The organism is Nocardioides asiaticus (assembly GCF_040049175.1).
GTDB classification, from domain to species: Bacteria; Actinomycetota; Actinomycetes; order Propionibacteriales; family Nocardioidaceae; genus Nocardioides; species Nocardioides cheoyonin.
This window is the reverse complement of record NZ_JBDZDM010000005.1, coordinates 335,765-350,815: the sequence shown is the minus strand read 5'-3', so window position 1 is coordinate 350,815 and position 15,051 is coordinate 335,765. Positions and strand designations below refer to the sequence as shown.

16 protein-coding genes are annotated in these 15,051 nt (G+C 71.2%); 6 read left to right on the top strand and 10 right to left on the bottom strand.

Features of this window, described 5'->3' with window-relative positions:
- Positions 1-81: 81 nt before the first annotated feature.
- Positions 82-1,560, bottom strand: coding sequence for an alkaline phosphatase PhoX (locus tag ABLE53_RS19230; RefSeq protein ID WP_348860753.1), 1,479 nt, complete (start codon positions 1,558-1,560; stop codon positions 82-84).
- 251 nt (positions 1,561-1,811) lie between these two features.
- On the opposite strand from ABLE53_RS19230, the gene ABLE53_RS19225 reads away from it, so the two are divergent.
- Together ABLE53_RS19225 and acs are read left to right on the top strand one after the other, a co-directional pair.
- Entirely contained in the window at positions 1,812-2,426 is a 615-nt protein-coding gene (locus ABLE53_RS19225; protein WP_348860752.1) for an acetate uptake transporter, read from the top strand.
- A gap of 123 nt (positions 2,427-2,549) precedes the next feature.
- A complete protein-coding gene (acs, locus tag ABLE53_RS19220) occupies positions 2,550-4,541 on the top strand; it encodes an acetate--CoA ligase (RefSeq protein WP_348860751.1) in 1,992 nt (663 codons plus the stop codon).
- 144 nt (positions 4,542-4,685) lie between these two features.
- On the opposite strand, the gene ABLE53_RS19215 is transcribed toward acs, so the two are convergent.
- On the bottom strand, positions 4,686-5,159 hold the full coding sequence (locus ABLE53_RS19215; protein ID WP_348860750.1) for a CBS domain-containing protein: 474 nt from the start codon (positions 5,157-5,159) through the stop codon (positions 4,686-4,688).
- A 121-nt stretch (positions 5,160-5,280) separates the two neighbouring features.
- On the opposite strand from ABLE53_RS19215, the gene nhaA reads away from it, so the two are divergent.
- From nhaA to ABLE53_RS19200, 3 genes are all read left to right on the top strand, one after another.
- Positions 5,281-6,528, top strand: coding sequence for a Na+/H+ antiporter NhaA (gene nhaA / locus ABLE53_RS19210; protein ID WP_348860749.1), 1,248 nt, complete (start codon positions 5,281-5,283; stop codon positions 6,526-6,528).
- 95 nt (positions 6,529-6,623) lie between these two features.
- Entirely contained in the window at positions 6,624-7,904 is a 1,281-nt protein-coding gene (locus tag ABLE53_RS19205) for an ArsB/NhaD family transporter (protein WP_348860748.1), read from the top strand.
- A gap of 106 nt (positions 7,905-8,010) precedes the next feature.
- Positions 8,011-8,403, top strand: a complete 393-nt coding sequence (locus ABLE53_RS19200) for a phage holin family protein (protein WP_348860747.1) — start codon at positions 8,011-8,013, stop codon at positions 8,401-8,403.
- 93 nt (positions 8,404-8,496) lie between these two features.
- On the opposite strand, the gene ABLE53_RS19195 is transcribed toward ABLE53_RS19200, so the two are convergent.
- From ABLE53_RS19195 to nth, 4 genes are read right to left on the bottom strand one after another with little or no spacing between them, the layout of a single operon-like run.
- A complete protein-coding gene (locus ABLE53_RS19195; RefSeq protein WP_348860746.1) occupies positions 8,497-9,678 on the bottom strand; it encodes a MarP family serine protease in 1,182 nt (393 codons plus the stop codon).
- Complete coding sequence (locus tag ABLE53_RS19190) at positions 9,675-10,364, bottom strand: NUDIX hydrolase (protein ID WP_348860745.1); 690 nt, start codon at positions 10,362-10,364, stop codon at positions 9,675-9,677. The genes ABLE53_RS19195 and ABLE53_RS19190 overlap by 4 nt, the downstream gene beginning before the upstream one ends.
- Complete coding sequence (locus ABLE53_RS19185) at positions 10,361-10,951, bottom strand: TlpA family protein disulfide reductase (RefSeq protein WP_348860744.1); 591 nt, start codon at positions 10,949-10,951, stop codon at positions 10,361-10,363. The genes ABLE53_RS19190 and ABLE53_RS19185 overlap by 4 nt, the downstream gene beginning before the upstream one ends.
- On the bottom strand, positions 10,948-11,652 hold the full coding sequence (nth, locus tag ABLE53_RS19180; protein ID WP_348860743.1) for an endonuclease III: 705 nt from the start codon (positions 11,650-11,652) through the stop codon (positions 10,948-10,950). The genes ABLE53_RS19185 and nth overlap by 4 nt, the downstream gene beginning before the upstream one ends.
- Before the next feature lie 223 nt (positions 11,653-11,875).
- Between nth and ABLE53_RS19175 the strand changes: the two genes are divergently transcribed.
- Complete coding sequence (locus tag ABLE53_RS19175) at positions 11,876-12,553, top strand: Crp/Fnr family transcriptional regulator (protein ID WP_348860925.1); 678 nt, start codon at positions 11,876-11,878, stop codon at positions 12,551-12,553.
- A gap of 99 nt (positions 12,554-12,652) precedes the next feature.
- Here ABLE53_RS19175 and ABLE53_RS19170 read toward each other — a convergent pair whose 3' ends face one another.
- The 4 genes from ABLE53_RS19170 to sp36 are packed head-to-tail and all read right to left on the bottom strand — an operon-like array spanning position 12,653 to position 15,030.
- Positions 12,653-13,498 carry an MBL fold metallo-hydrolase gene (locus ABLE53_RS19170; protein WP_425474894.1) on the bottom strand — a complete coding sequence of 282 codons (846 nt, stop codon included), beginning with the start codon at positions 13,496-13,498 and terminating at the stop codon, positions 12,653-12,655.
- Positions 13,491-14,360, bottom strand: a complete 870-nt coding sequence (locus ABLE53_RS19165; protein ID WP_348860742.1) for an NUDIX hydrolase — start codon at positions 14,358-14,360, stop codon at positions 13,491-13,493. Before ABLE53_RS19165 ends, ABLE53_RS19170 begins: the two co-directional genes overlap by 8 nt.
- A gap of 8 nt (positions 14,361-14,368) precedes the next feature.
- The gene (locus ABLE53_RS19160; RefSeq protein WP_348860741.1) at positions 14,369-14,875 is read right to left on the bottom strand and encodes a RidA family protein; all 507 of its coding nucleotides are present in this window, start codon (positions 14,873-14,875) and stop codon (positions 14,369-14,371) included.
- Entirely contained in the window at positions 14,872-15,030 is a 159-nt protein-coding gene (gene sp36 / locus ABLE53_RS19155) for a Sp36 family protein (RefSeq protein ID WP_348860740.1), read from the bottom strand. The genes ABLE53_RS19160 and sp36 overlap by 4 nt, the downstream gene beginning before the upstream one ends.
- Between the last annotated feature and the right edge of the window lie 21 nt (positions 15,031-15,051).

Here is a 15,051-nt window from a genome sequence, read left to right as displayed (position 1 = left end):
GTTTGGGTCAACTTCCGCTCACGGCCTCACGGGACTCACGCCCTCACACGCCGCCGCAGACGTGGTCGAGCGTACGGCGGGTCAGCCGAGGTACTTCTCCCACGGGCCGGTGATGGCGAGGGTGAAGCCGGGCGTCTGGATGTTGACGAAGAGCACCTTGCCGTCCTCGGAGAAGGTCGGGCCGGTGAACTCGGAGTTGTTGTACATGTTCCGCGCGATGGCGTACGTCGGGCCGTTCGGGAACGACGAGAGCACGTGCGAGGCGCCCTCGCCGTCCTCGGCGAGGACGAGCGAGCCCCACGGGGTGACGGTGACGTTGTCGGGGCCGTCGAAGACGAGGTCGTCGTACTTCACCGGCTCGGGGACGTCCTCCCACACCGTGTCGTTGTGGGGGAAGTAGGTGACCATCTGGATGGTCTGCTCCTCGTAGTTGTAGAACCACACCATCCCGTCGTGCGGCACCGCGTCGTCGGGGTAGTCCGAGCCCTTGCTGTAGGCGTAGGAGTTGACGACGTACACGCCCTTGTCGGTGCCGTAGACGCCCTCGAACTTCTTGCCGCGGGTGACCTGGCCGTCGGTGAACTGCTTGCGGACCGACGTGGTCTGCGCGTCACGGTCGGGGACGGGGACCCACGTCACCGGGAACGGCCGGCCCATCTGCGTCGAGGTCAGGTAGGCCACGTCGGGCAGGATCGAGCCGTCGGGCATGACGATCGCCATCGCCGCGAGGGTGCCGGCGTCGGGCGCGAGCCGGTCGGCGATCCCGGCGCCGAGCCTGACCCCGCGCGGTGCCTCCCAGCGGTAGAACAGGCCGTTCGGGCCGGAGGCGTCCTCGGAGAGGTAGACGTGCCTGAGGTCGGGGTCGATGGCCAGTGCCTCGTGGGCGTAGCGGCCGAACGCCTTGATCGGCTTGGGGAGCTTGCGGCCGTCGGCGAAGACCTCGAAGACGTAGCCGTGGTCCAACGCGTAAGTCCCGCTCTTCCCGTTGCCGCTCCAGGACTCGCCCGCCTTGGTCTCCGTCTCCTCGCAGGTCAGCCACGTGCCCCACGGGGTCGGGCCGCCTGCGCAGTTGGTGGAGGTGCCGGAGATGCCGACGAACTCGCCCAGGTTGCGGCCGCTCGCGTCGGTCGTGATGACCGTGCAGCCGCCGGCGTCGACCGCGCCCGGGTCGTACACCGTGCCGTCGCGGTGCGGAACGCCGAGGGCCGAGCCAGCGCCGAGCTCGTGGTTCTGGATCAGGGTGTAGCGACCGCGCTTCGCGGCGACGACCGCGGTGCCGTCGTGGTTCGAGGGCGTCGGCTCGCCCGTGTCCAGCGTCGTCTCGCCGGCGCTGGTGACGATGGCGTACGAGAAGCCCTCGGGCAGGGCGAGGATGCCGTCGGGGTCGTCGACGAGCGGCGGGAACGGCGTGTGCGGGGAGGGGGCGTACGTGCCGGGGCCGCGGCCCTTGCCCGTCGCCTTCGGCGGGGTGGAGTTGGCGAGGGCGGGGACGGCTCCGGCGACGGAGAGGCCGACGCCGGCGGCGGAGCCGGCGAGCAGGTTGCGACGTGCGATGGGCATGTGGTGCGCTCCAGGGTCTCGGGGGTGGATGGGCACATCACAGGGTCGCGGCGCCGCGCTGAACCGCGCGTCGCCTCCTGACGGTCGGATCGGTGGACTACCGATGAATGCCACCCGACTCGTCGATAGCCAACCGATGGAGCCGGGCGACGGGCCGCGCGGGGCTGGTGGTGCTGATGTGACGGACGTAACATCAGAGTGCTCCGGACTCCCCGGTGCAGCGCAGTCCTGCCTTCGAAGGAGAAGCAGACATGACAGCCGAAACCGTTTCCACTCCCGCTCACGCCGCGCCCGCACCCGGATCACACATCGCCGATCCCGCCCCACTCGGACTGGCCGCGTTCGCCCTCACGACCTTCGTCCTGAGCGTCGTCAACGCCGACATCGTGCCCCAGGAGCTCGTCGGCGGTGCGCTCGGCCTGGCCCTCGCCTACGGAGGCATCGGCCAGTTCACGGCCGGCGTCTGGGAGTTCGCCAAGGGCAACACCTTCGGCGCGACCGCGTTCTGCTCGTACGGCGGCTTCTGGGTGGCCTTCTGGTGGCTGGCCGAGAAGGACCTGGCCAACCTCGGGCCCGAGGGCTACAAGGTCGTCGGCGTCTTCCTCCTGGGCTGGGCCATCTTCACCGCCTACATGACGGTCGCCGCCACGCGGGTCTCCGGCGCGGTGCTCGCGGTGTTCGTCCTGCTGACGATCACCTTCGCGATCCTGGCGATCGGCTGGTTCGACAAGGAGTCGTCGGGCTGGATCAAGGTCGGCGGCTACCTCGGGATCCTCACCGCCCTCGCCGCGTGGTACGCCTCGTTCGCGGGCGTCACGAAGTTCACCTTCAAGCGCGACGTGCTCCCCGTGGGCCCGCGCGCCTGACCGGCGCCCGCGACCGGTCGAACGACCACCAACCACCCGTCAACCCCGCCTAGGCCACGCTGACCCTCTCGGGCTTAGTGTGGCCTAGGCCACGTATCCGACTGCACCGGGAAGTGATCGCACGTGAGTGAAGAGACCCTCTCGAACCTGCTCCACGAGAACCGCAGGTTCGAGCCGCCGGCCGACCTGGCCGCCGCCGCCAACGTGAAGGCCGACGCGTACGCCGCGGCCGAAGCCGATCCGGAGGGGTTCTGGGCGCAGGCCGCCGAGCGGCTGACCTGGGACCAGAAGTGGGACCGCGTCCTGGACTGGGACAACCCGCCGTTCGCCAAGTGGTTCGTCGGCGGACGGATCAACGCCGCCTACAACTGCGTCGACCGGCACGTCGAGGCCGGCCGCGGCGACCGGGTCGCCATCCATTGGGTCGGCGAGCCCCTGGAGGACGCCCGCGACCTGACCTACGCCGAGCTGAAGGACGAGGTCTGCAAGGCCGCCAACGCGCTCACCGAGCTCGGCGTACGCACCGGCGACCGGGTCGCGATCTACATGCCGATGATCCCGGAGGCGGTCATCGCCATGCTCGCCTGCGCGCGCATCGGCGCGCCCCACACCGTCGTCTTCGGCGGCTTCTCCGCCGAGGCGCTCGCCTCGCGCATCGAGGACTGCGAGGCGAAGGTCGTCGTGACCTCCGACGGCGGCTACCGCCGCGGCGCCCCCTCGCCGCTCAAGCCGGCCGTCGACGAGGCCCGAGCGATCTCGGCGAAGAGCGGCCACGCGGTCGAGAAGGTCCTCGTCGTACGCCGGACCGGGCAGGACGTCGACTGGGACGACGCGGTCGACGTGTGGTGGCACGACACCGTCGACACCGCCTCGGCCGAGCACACCCCGGAGGCGTTCGACGCCGAGCACCCGCTCTTCGTCATGTACACCTCCGGCACCACCGGGAAGCCCAAGGGCATCCTGCACACCACCGGCGGCTACCTCGTCGGCACGAGCTGGACCCACTACGAGGTCTTCGACCTCAAGCCTGAGACCGACGTCTACTGGTGCTCGGCGGACATCGGCTGGATCACCGGCCACAGCTACATCGTCTACGGCCCGCTGGCCAACGGCGCCACCGAGGTGCTCTACGAGGGCACCCCGGACTTCCCGGAGCGCGGCCGCTGGTGGGACATCATCGAGCAGCACAAGGTCACGATCTTCTACACCGCGCCCACCGCGATCAGGTCGTTCATGAAGCAGGGCCGGGAGATCCCGGACAGCAAGGACCTCTCCTCGCTGCGCCTGCTCGGGTCGGTCGGCGAGCCGATCAACCCGGAGGCCTACATCTGGTACCGCGAGGTCATCGGCGGCGGACGCACCCCCGTCGTCGACACTTGGTGGCAGACCGAGACCGGGATGATCCTGATCAGCCCGCTGCCGGGCGTCACGGCCGGGAAGCCCGGCTCGGCGATGAAGCCGCTCCCCGGCGTCGGCGCCGAGGTGGTCAACGACGAGGGCGTGCCGGTGCCGAACGGCCACGGCGGCTACCTAGTCCTGACCCAGCCGTGGCCCGCGATGCTGCGCACGATCTGGGGCGACGACCAGCGTTACGTCGACACATACTGGGCGCGATTCAAGGACCAGGGCTACTACTTCGCCGGCGACGGCGCCAAGAAGGACGAGGACGGCGACCTGTGGCTGCTCGGCCGCGTCGACGACGTCATGAACGTGTCCGGCCACCGGCTGTCCACCACCGAGATCGAGTCGGCCCTCGTCTCACACCCGTACGTCGCGGAGTCGGCCGTCGTCGGGGCGACCGACCCGGACACCGGTCAGGCCGTCGTCGCCTACGTCATCCTCCGCGAGGAGGCGACCAAGACCCTCGGCGAGGACGGCGGCGAGGGCATCGCCAAGGTCCTCTCCGACCACGTCCGCAAGGAGATCGGCCCGATCGCCAAGCCGCGTCAGATCATGATCGTCCCGGAGCTCCCGAAGACCCGCTCCGGCAAGATCATGCGGCGTCTCCTCCGCGACGTCGCCGAGCACCGCGAGGTCGGGGACGTCACCACCCTCGCCGACTCGACGATCATGGACCTCATCTCGGCGGGCCAGGCCAGGTCCACCGACGACTGAGGCCGAGTCGCCACCTCTGCCGGGTCGAGTCGCCACCTCCGGTGCGCTGAGACCCACGAAGCCGAGCGGGCCCAGATGCTCCTTCCCGACTGAGCATCTGGGCCCGCTCCCTGTACGTGCCCGCCTGTGCGGGCTCGGCGTGCGTCAGGACGGGTCCGTGATCCGACCCGGAAGCAGGTCGCCGAGGAGCCGGGCGAGGCTGATCGCGCCGATCATCGGACCTGTCTTGTCCTTGCCCTCGACGACCGCGACGAGCGGAGAGTGCGCGGCCGCCATCACGCCCGCGACCTCGAACAGGTTGTCGCCGGGGTCGACGATCGGCAGCGGCACCTTCTCCTTGGGCAGCAGCTCCTTGACCGTCTTCTGCTCGAGCGCGCTGCAGACCTCGTCGATGAACGCCTCGTCGACGACCCGCGCCAGCGCGGGGTCGTCCTGGATGTAGTCCGGGATCAGGAACCGCAGCACCTGCGACCCCGGCAGGATCGCGACCGGATGGTCGTGCTCGTCCACCACGATCAGACCGGGCCGGCCGTGCTCGGTGAGCAGCCGCGCCGCCTCGGCGGCGTCGGCGTCGGCCCGTACGGTGGGGTACGGCGCCGCGAGGTCTCCTGCCTTCACACCGCCGACACTAGTGGAGGCCCCGGCGGGTGGCCCGGGCCCGGCGGCGACCGATACCCTTGACCTCGGTGTGCCGGGAAGCCTGGTCGGCGGTCCTGGTCCCGACGGTGGAGGAGATCCCGTGAGCACACCGCGCATGTTCCAGCGCGCCTCGTTCCTCGAGAGCTCGAGGATCGCCGACATCCTGCGCGCCGAGACCGTCGGCGGCCTCCTCGTCATCGGCGCCGCACTGATCGCCATCGTCTGGACCAACACCCCCTGGTCCGACGCGTACGCCGACCTGCGGGCCTGGACGCTCGGACCCGACTCGCTCCACCTGCGGCTGAGCCTGTCCGGCTGGGCCTCCGACGGCCTGCTCGCGATCTTCTTCTTCGTGGCCGGCCTCGAGCTCAAGCGCGAGTTCGTCGCCGGCGACCTGCGCGACCGACGCCAGGCGGCGCTGCCGGTCGCGGCCGCCGTGGGCGGGATGATCGTGCCCGCCGGCGTCTACACCCTGGTCAACCTGGCCGCCGACGGCGACCTCTCCGGCTGGGCGATCCCGACCGCGACCGACATCGCGTTCGCGGTCGCCGTGCTCGCCGTCATCGGCACCCACCTGCCGAGCGGCCTGCGGACCTTCCTGCTCGCGCTCGCGGTCGTCGACGACCTGCTGGCGATCACCGTCATCGCCGTCTTCTACACCGAGGAGCTGCACGTCGGGTGGCTGCTGCTGGCGCTCGTCCCGATCGCGGCATTCGGCGTACTCGTGCAGCGGCGGATCACCTCGCCCTGGCTGCTGGTCCCGCTCGCCGTCGTCGCGTGGGCGCTCGTCCACGCCTCGGGCGTGCACGCGACGGTCGCCGGGGTGCTCCTCGGCTTCACGGTCCCCGTCCTGCGCCGCGACGGCGCCGACGGCCGGGGGCTGGCGGAGCACCTCGAGCACCTCGTACGCCCGATCTCCGCCGGCGTCGCCGTGCCGGTGTTCGCGTTCTTCGCGGCCGGCGTGCACCTCGGCGGCTGGAACGGCCTCGGCGACGCGCTCACCGACCCGGTCGCCCTCGGTGTGGTCGCCGGGCTGGTGCTCGGCAAGCCGGTCGGCATCAGCGCCGCCACCTGGGTGCTCGCCCGCTACACGCACGCGGCACTGGACGACGAGCTGGCCTGGATCGACGTGGTGGGGATGGCGATGCTGGGCGGGATCGGCTTCACCGTCGCGTTGCTGATCGGCGAGCTCGCGTACGCCGGCTCGGCGTCGGCCGAGCACGTCACCGTCGGCGTGCTCGTCGGCTCGATCCTTGCCGCCGGGCTCGCAGCCGCCGTGCTCCGCCGGCGCAACACTGTCTACCGGCACCTGTGCGTGGAGGAGGGCGAGCCCGCGCCGGTCCGCTGAGCCCGTCCGGGCCACCGGAGCCGATCCGATAGGGTCGCTACCGGTGTGCCGGGAAGGCTGGTCGGCGGAGAGTCCAGCCGACCCCGGGAGAGCACATGACCGTCGCCGCCGTCGTCATCTTCGTCGCCGCGTACGTCCTTCTCGTCACCGAGAAGATCCACCGGACGAAGGTGGCCCTCGGCGGAGCCGCGCTCATGCTGCTCCTGCACGTCACCGACGCCGACAAGGCCTTCTTCAGCACCCACACGGGCATCGAGTGGAACGTCGTCTTCCTGCTCTTCGGGATGATGGTGATCGTCTCGGTGCTCCGGCAGACGGGGATCTTCGAGTACGTCGCCATCAAGGCCGCGAAGGTCGCCCGCGGCCGCCCCTACCCGATGATGGTGCTGCTCGTCGTGCTGACCGCGCTGGCCTCGGCGCTGCTCGACAACGTCACGACCGTCCTGCTCGTCGCGCCGGTGACGTTCCTGGTCTGCCAGCGGCTCGGGCTGCGGACCGCGCCGTACCTCATCGCCGAGGTGTTCGCCTCCAACATCGGCGGCACCGCGACGCTCGTCGGCGACCCGCCCAACATCATCATCTCCTCGCCGGCGGCCGGCGACTTCTCCTTCAACGACTTCCTGGTTCACCTCACGCCGATCGTGCTGCTGCTGCTCGTCGTCTTCTGCGTGCTCTGCCGGGTGATGTTCCGGAAGGAGTTCACCTACGACCCTGCCCGGGCACGGGCCGTGATGGCGCTCAACGAGCGCGAGGCGATCACCGACGGCGTACTGCTGACCAAGGCGCTCGCCGTGCTGGCCCTGGTGGTCGCGGCCTTCGTGCTCCACCCCTGGCTGCACTACGACCCGGCGGTGGTCGCCCTGCTCGGTGCGGGCCTGCTCATCCTGATCACCGACGTCACGACCGAACAGGCGCTGCAGGAGGTCGAGTGGCCGACCCTGCTCTTCTTCGCCGGGCTCTTCGTGATGGTCGGCGGGCTGGTCGAGACCGGCGTCATCTCCGACGTCTCCGAGTTCGTCGCCGACGCCACCCAGGGAAGGCTCGGGCTGGCGGCCAACGTGCTGCTCTTCGGCTCGGCCGTCCTCTCTGCGGTCGTCGACAACATCCCGTACGTCACCACGATGAGCCCGATCGTCGCCGACCTCGCCCACAGCCATGGCTCCGGCGGCCAGGTCCTGTGGTGGGCGCTCGCCCTGGGCGCCGACCTCGGCGGCAACGCCACCGCCATCGGTGCGTCCGCGAACGTCGTCGCGCTCGGCATCGCCGCGCGGCAGGGGCAGCCGATCTCGTTCTGGGAGTTCACCAGGTACGGCCTGGTGGTTACCGGTGTCACGGTCGTCCTCTGTGCGCCGTACCTCTGGCTTCGCTACCTGTGACCGGCGATCTGCGGCCGGCGGCGCGTCCCGGGTCGGTAAGGTCAGCACCGGACCGACCGGTAACGACTGACCCGACCTGCGAAGGACCCTCATGTCATCCGATTACGTGAAGGCACCACAAGACGGCGATCCGACGATCGGGCGGCTCGTCGCCGACGCGAGCCGGGACATCTCGACCCTGGTCAACAGGGAGATCCAGCTCGCGAAGCGCGAGCTCAAGGTCAGCGTCACCAACGGCGGCATCGGCGCGGCGCTCTTCGCCGCCGCCGGCTTCCTGCTCGTGCTGGCGATCATCATGTTCTCGGTCGCCATCGCCTACTTCATCCACTGGGCCGGCCTCGAGCTGTGGTGGTGCTTCCTGATCGTCTTCGGCGCCTACGTCCTCCTCGCCGCGCTCCTCGCCTTCGTCGGGATCCGCAAGGTCAAGAAGGTCAGGCCCCCGGAGAAGGCCATCGCCCAGGGCAAGGAGATCCCCCGGGCGCTCAAGGGCAAGGCCTGACCCGTACGCCGGCGCCCGTCCCGCCAGCGGTCTCTCAGCAACCGTTCCAGCCGGGCGAGCGGTTGCTCAGTCACCGCCGGCGGTGGGCACCTCTCAGCCTGCGCAGCCCTCGGTGGAGACGGCGGCCGTCCGACCGACGGCCGAGTTGGCGATGTCGTCGACCTGGTCGGCGGTCAGGGCGTAGCCGGTGTCGGCGTCGGTGACCGAGGCGGCGAAGACGACGCCGACGACGTCGCCGTCGCGGTCGACGATCGGCCCGCCCGAGTTGCCGGGCCGGATGAGGCCCCGCAGTGAGTAGACGTCGCGGATGACCGTGCCGTCGCCGTAGATGTCGGGCGAGCGAAGCCGCTGCGACGACCTGATCCGGCCGGCCTCGACGTCGTACGGGCCGTCCTCGGGGTAGCCGAGGATCGCCACCGGCTGCCGCGCCTTGGCGCCGAGGTCGAACCGGAGCGGCGAGAGCCCCTGGCTGTCGAAGGAGAGCACGGCGACGTCGGTGTCGGGGTCGTAGGACACGACCGTCGCGGGGCGCTCGTCGTCGCCGACCACCACGGTCGGGTGGCGTACGCCGGCGACGACGTGGGCGTTGGTCATCAGGTAGTGGTCGGCGATGACGAAGCCGCTGCCCTCGACGCCACGGCCGCAGGAGTTGGCGCCGCGGACCTTGACGACGCTCGCGCCCGCCCGCTTCACGTCGGCGTCGGTCCGGATCCCGGCCGGGCCCGGCGCGACCTCGACGATCCGCTCGGGGGCGAACGGCTCGAGGTAGCGCGGGAAGAAGCTGGTGCCGACCACGTTGTTGAACGCGCCGAGCGCGCTGCTCGCCTCGGCCGGCAGCACCTGGTTGACCTTCGCCAGCACGCTGGAGCTGCGGACCAGGTCGCTCAGTCCGCGCAGGTTGGAGCCCGAGACCGCGACCCCCAGCGCCCAGGCGACGACGAGCACCGCCGCCGCGCTGAGCACCGCACCGCCGCAGGCGTCGAGCAGCCGCGCGGGCTGCCAGGTGATCTTGTCGCGCACCCGCGCGCCGACGTACTGCATCAGCGCCTGGCCTAGCGACGCCGACAGGATCACGATGAAGAGCGCCCCGAGCGACACCCACACCGACGGGTCGGCGTTGCCGAGCGCCTTCGGCGCGATCCAGACGCCGAAGAGACCGCCGAGCAGCAGCCCGGCGGTGGCGAAGGCCCCGGTGACGAAGCCCTGCCAGTAGCCCGAGAGGGCGTAGGCCAGGACCAGCACGATGAGGATCCAGTCCAGGAGGTTGAGACTCACGTCGCGGGGGGTCTCCTCTCGCGGCCCTGCAGCATGTAGGCCGGCAGCTCGGTGATCGGGGCGTCGGGGACGTCCTGCAACCAGCCGAGGTAGGCGAAGAAGCGGGCCACGATCCCGGCGGTGAAACCCCACAGGATGACGTCCTTGTCGGGTCCGACGAGGAAGCCGGGCAGGAGCCAGTCGGTCCGCGGCGAGCGCACCCGGATCCGATGGGCCGGGTCGACGAGCTCGGCGATCGGGGTGCGGTAGATCGCGTGGACCTCCTCGAGCGAGGCCACCGACACCGGGCTGGTGTCGCGCCACCAGCCGAGCACCGGCGTGACAGCGAAGTTGCTGACCGGCAGGTGGAGCTGGGGCAGCAGCCCGATCACCTCCACGCCGGCGGGATCGAGGCCGGTCTCCTCCTGGGCCTCGCGCAGCGCCGCCTCCACCGGCTCCTCGCCCGGGTCGAGCGAGCCCCCCGGGAAGGAGACCTGGCCCGGATGGGAGCGCATCGTGTGGGACCGCTCGGTCAGCAGCAGGTCGGGACCGGCGGCGCCCTCGCCGAAGAGCATCAGGACCGCCGACTCGCGGGCGCTGCCGTCGTCGGGCGGGAGGTAGGCCGTCAGGTCCTCGCCGCGGATGGTCGCCGCGGCGTCCACGACCGGCCGCAGCCAGTCGGGCAGGTCGTCGGGCTGGGCGGTCACAGGTCGACCCCGAGGTTCTGCTCGACCATCGTGACGATCTGCTGCTCGGAGGTCTTCCCGCCCTGCGCCTTCGCGATGGTGCCGTCGGCGCGGAGGAAGAAGAAGGTCGGCATCCCGTGGACGGTCAGGTCGCTGCCCTGCAGGTCGCCCGCCGGGTCGGCGACTAGCGGGTAGGTGACGCCGCGCTGGATCGCCAGCCTGAGCGCGATCCCGGGGTAGGCGTCGACGCTGTCGACGCCCAGCACCGGGACCTTGTCGCCGTAGTCGCGGTAGAACGCCTCCAGGGCCGGCATCTCCTTGCGGCACGGCGCGCAGTTGGCGAAGAAGAAGTTGAGGACGAGAGGGCCCTTGAGCGTCGACAGGTCGACCGCGCGGCCGCCGCCGAGGCAGCGCAGGGTCTGGCCGGGCAGCCCGCCGTCCTTGGTCTGCGCGGCCGGGCACGGCGCGATGTCGGACTTCGCCTTCATCGCCACCATGTCCGACGTCGCGACGTCGATGTCGGGCGCGGACGGCTTCACGACGTCCTTCGCGCTGCACCCCGTCACGACCAGGAGGATCGCGACGAGCGCGAGGGCATGTCGGATCAATTGCGGCCCTCCGTCCGCACCAGCTTCGCCGCCACCTCCGGGTCGGTCGGTCCGGTGCCGTACGACGGGCACAGCCGCGCCACGGGGCAGGCCCCGCAGGCGGGCTTCTGGGCGTGGCAGCGCCGCCGCCCGTGCCAGATCAGGTGGTGGCTGAGCATCGTCCAGTCGCGCTTGGGGAAGAGCGCGCCGACCTCGTGCTCCACCTTCACGGGGTCGGTCTGCTGGGTCCAGCCGAAGCGGCGGGCCAGCCGGCCGAAGTGGGTGTCGACGGTGATCCCCGGCAGCCCGAAAGCGTTGCCGAGGACGACGTTGGCGGTCTTGCGGCCGACGCCAGGGAGCTTGACCAGCTTCTCCAGCTTGGCCGGCACCTCCCCGTCGTACTCCTCGACGAGCGCGGCACTCAGCTTGAGCAGCGCGTCGGTCTTGGCGCGGAAGAACCCCAGCGGTCCGACGAGCTGCTCGAGGTGGTCGCGGTCGGCGGCGGCCATCGCCTTGGCGTCGGGGTAGGCGGCGAAGAGCGCCGGGCTGGCGGCGTTGACCCGCTTGTCGGTGGTCTGGGCGGAGAGCACCGTGACGACCAGGCACTCGAACGGGTTGGTGAAGTCGAGCTCCGCCTTCGCATCCGGGTAGGTCTCACCGAGGATCCGGTCGATCTTGCGGGCACGGCGGACCAGGCCCAGGTGAGTCTCGGCTTCAGGCACGCGCCAAGGCTACTGGCGTACGCGGACAACCCCTCATCGCCGGTTTCGGGGCGGTTGCGAACGGGGTCCCGAGGGTGCCGCCGGGCCCGTCGTACGCGTGCGCCTTTCGGCCATCTCAGACGCGGCGAGGGGGGTCCGGTGCTCGCTGTGAGAAATTCCACGGATAGGATTCACCTCAACGAATCCCGCCGGGGGCGGGGGGACCCAGGAGGAAATGAACGGCATGGACAACGACGTACTTCGTCAGGCGCCACTCTTCAGCGCCCTCGACGACGAGTCGATGACGGCCCTGCACGCCTCGATGTCGGAGACCAAGCTGCGCCGCGGCGAGGTCCTGTTCCACGAGGGGGACGCGGGCGACAAGCTCTACGTCGTCCTCGAGGGCAAGGTGAAGCTCGGCCGGACCTCGTCCGACGGGCGCGAGAACCTGCTGGCGATCCTGGGACCCGGTCAGATGTTCGGCGAGCTCTCGCTCTTCGACCCCGGGCCGCGCTCGGGCACCATCACCGCCGTCACCGACGCCAGCTTCGCCTCGCTGTCGCACGAGGACCTGCTCAAGTGGCTCGAGGGGCGGCCAGCGGTGGCCCGCGGCCTCCTCGCCCAGCTCGCCGGCCGGCTGCGCAAGGCCAACGACGTGGTCGCCGACCTGGTCTTCTCCGACGTGCCCGGCCGCGTGGCCAAGGCGCTGCTCGACCTCGCCGACCGGTTCGGGCGTACGGCGGACGACGGCATCCACGTCCACCACGACCTCACCCAGGAGGAGCTCGCCCAGCTGGTCGGCGCCTCCCGAGAGACGGTCAACAAGGCGCTCGCCGACTTCGCCTCGCGCGGCTGGCTGCGCCTCGAGCCGCGCTCCGTCGTCATCATGGACATCGAGCGGATGGCCCGCCGGGCGCGCTGACGCCCCCGGATGCTCATCAAGGTATGCAGGGAAGTGCGCACTTCCCAGGTGGAGTTCCGCTAGGGATGTGCGCGTTCGGCTGCATACCTTGCCGAACAGTCACCGCCGCTCCGCCAGATAGGCCAGCTGAGCGCGGACGCTGAGCTCGGCGGCGCCCCACAGGACCGGGTCGACGTCGGCGTACACGATCTCGACGACCTTGCGCGGCAGGTCCTCTGCCTCCGGGTCGACGGAGCCGAGAGCCTCCTCGACCTGCGCGAGCCGCTCGCGCCGGTGGGCGATGTAGTAGTCCAGGGCGGCGAGCGCGTCGCCGATGACCGGTCCGTGTCCGGGCCAGACGGCGGCGACGTCGCGCGCCTCGGCGAGGGCGTGGAGGCGGTCGAGGGAGTCGAGGTACGCGCCGAGCTGTCCGTCGGGGTGGGCGACGACCGTCGTGCCGCGGCCGAGCACCGTGTCGCCGGTGAGGGCCACCGACTCCGCTGGGAGCCAGAAGGACAGCGAGTCGGCGGTGTGGCCCGGCGTACCGACCACCCTCACCTCGAGCCCGTCGACCTCCACGACGTCGGAGTCGGCGAGCCCCTCGGAGCCGAGCCGTTGCGCCGGGTCGAGGGCGCGTACGCCGGCGCCGACCCGCTCCGCGAACGACCGCGCTGCCTCGGAGTGGTCGAGGTGGTGATGGGTGAGGAGTACGACGCCCACCGGGCCGGCCGCCTCCACAATCGCGTCGAGGTGAGCGGGGTCGGCGGGCCCCGGGTCGACGACGACCGACCTCCGCGCGCCCGGCTCCCGCAGGATCCAGGTGTTGGTGCCGTCGAGCGTCATCGGGCCCGGGTTGGGGGCGAGGACGCACCTGCCGCGCGCGCCGAAGCTCCCGCCGGCCCAGCCCGGCTCACCCGCCGGCTCACCCGTCGGCTCACCCGTCGGCTCACCCGTCGGCTCACCCATGGCGCGCCCGGAGCAGCTCGCGGTGGTGGTCCATGATCGTCAGTGCGTGGCCGCCGTCGACCTCCTCAACCGCCGGGGTGAACATCTCCACCCGCCGGTCGGCCGTCGACCGGAGGACGGCACCGGGGTCGGCGTACTGGCTGATCTCCAGGATGTTCAGGTAGGTCGGGTGCATGAGGCCGATCTCGCCTCGGTCGGCCTGCGCGAGCGCCTGGTCGGTCGGAAGCCAGGCGACCGACTCCGACTCCGACGACACGTCCCGGGTGAGCTGCCCGTCTGGCAGCGATGCGACGAAGAACCAGGTGCGGTACCGCTTCGGCTCGAACGCGGGCGTCGTCCACGCCGCCCACGCCCCGAGGAGATCGGTGCGCAGCACCAGCCCGCGACGGTCCAGCAGCTCGGTCAGCGAGAGCTCCCGCGACTCCAGCGCGACCCGGTCGGCCTCCCAGTCCTCGCCGCTGACGTCCGCCACGACCTCCCCGGCCGCGGCCCCGGCGAGCAGCACGCCGGACTCCTCGAAGGTCTCGCGCACAGCGGCCGCCAGCAGTGCACGGGCCTCCTCCTCGGTCGCACCGAGGCGCTCCGCCCAGACCGCCGGCGACGGCCCGGCCCAGTGCTCGTCGCCGAGCTCGGCGTCGCGCGGGTCCACGCCGCCGCCCGGGAAGACGCACATCCCGGCCGCGAACGCCATCGACGTCTGCCGCCGCAGGAGGTAGACCTCCGGTGCCCCGGCGCCGGGCCGCAGCAGGATCACCGTCGCGGCGTCACGGGGCTCCACCGGAGTGCGTACGCCGGCGGCGTACTCCTGCGCGACGGCGACGACCTTCTCGGGCAGCAGCGCCGGCGGCGTGGGGATCCGCATCCTCGACCTCAGACCTCGACGACGATCTCCACCTCGACCGGGGCGTCGAGCGGCAGCACCGCGACCCCGACCGCGGAGCGGGCGTGGACGCCGGCGTCGCCGAAGACCTTGCCGAGCAGCTCGGAGGCGCCGTTGGCCACCTTCGGCTGGGCGGTGAAGTCGGGGGCCGACGCCACGAACGCGACCACCTTGACGACCCGCTTGACCAGCGACAGGTCTCCGATCTCGGCCTTCACCGCGGCGATTGCGTTGAGCGCGCACTGCTGAGCGCAGTCGAACGCGACCTCCGGCGTCACCTCTGCCCCCACCTTGCCGGTCGCGGCGAGCGCGCCGTCCTTCATCGGCAGCTGACCCGAGGTGTAGATGTGGTCCCCGCTGCGCACGGCCGGTACGTAGGCCGCCACCGGCGGCACCGCCTCCGGGACGCTCAGCCCCAGGCCTGCGAGCACCTCCTCCGGGCTGCTCGACGGGCTGCTCGACGGGCTGCTCGACGGGCTGCTCGACGGGCTGCTCACTGGCCCTCGCCCGGGCGCTTGAAGAAGCCGACATAGTTGCCGGTGCCGTTGTCGATGATGGTGACGAGCTCCCAGCCGTCCTGGCCGAAGTTGTTGAGGATCTGCGCCGCCGCATGGTTGAGGATCGGCGCGACCTGGTACTCCCACGTGGTCATGTCGGCACCCTACTGCGCGCG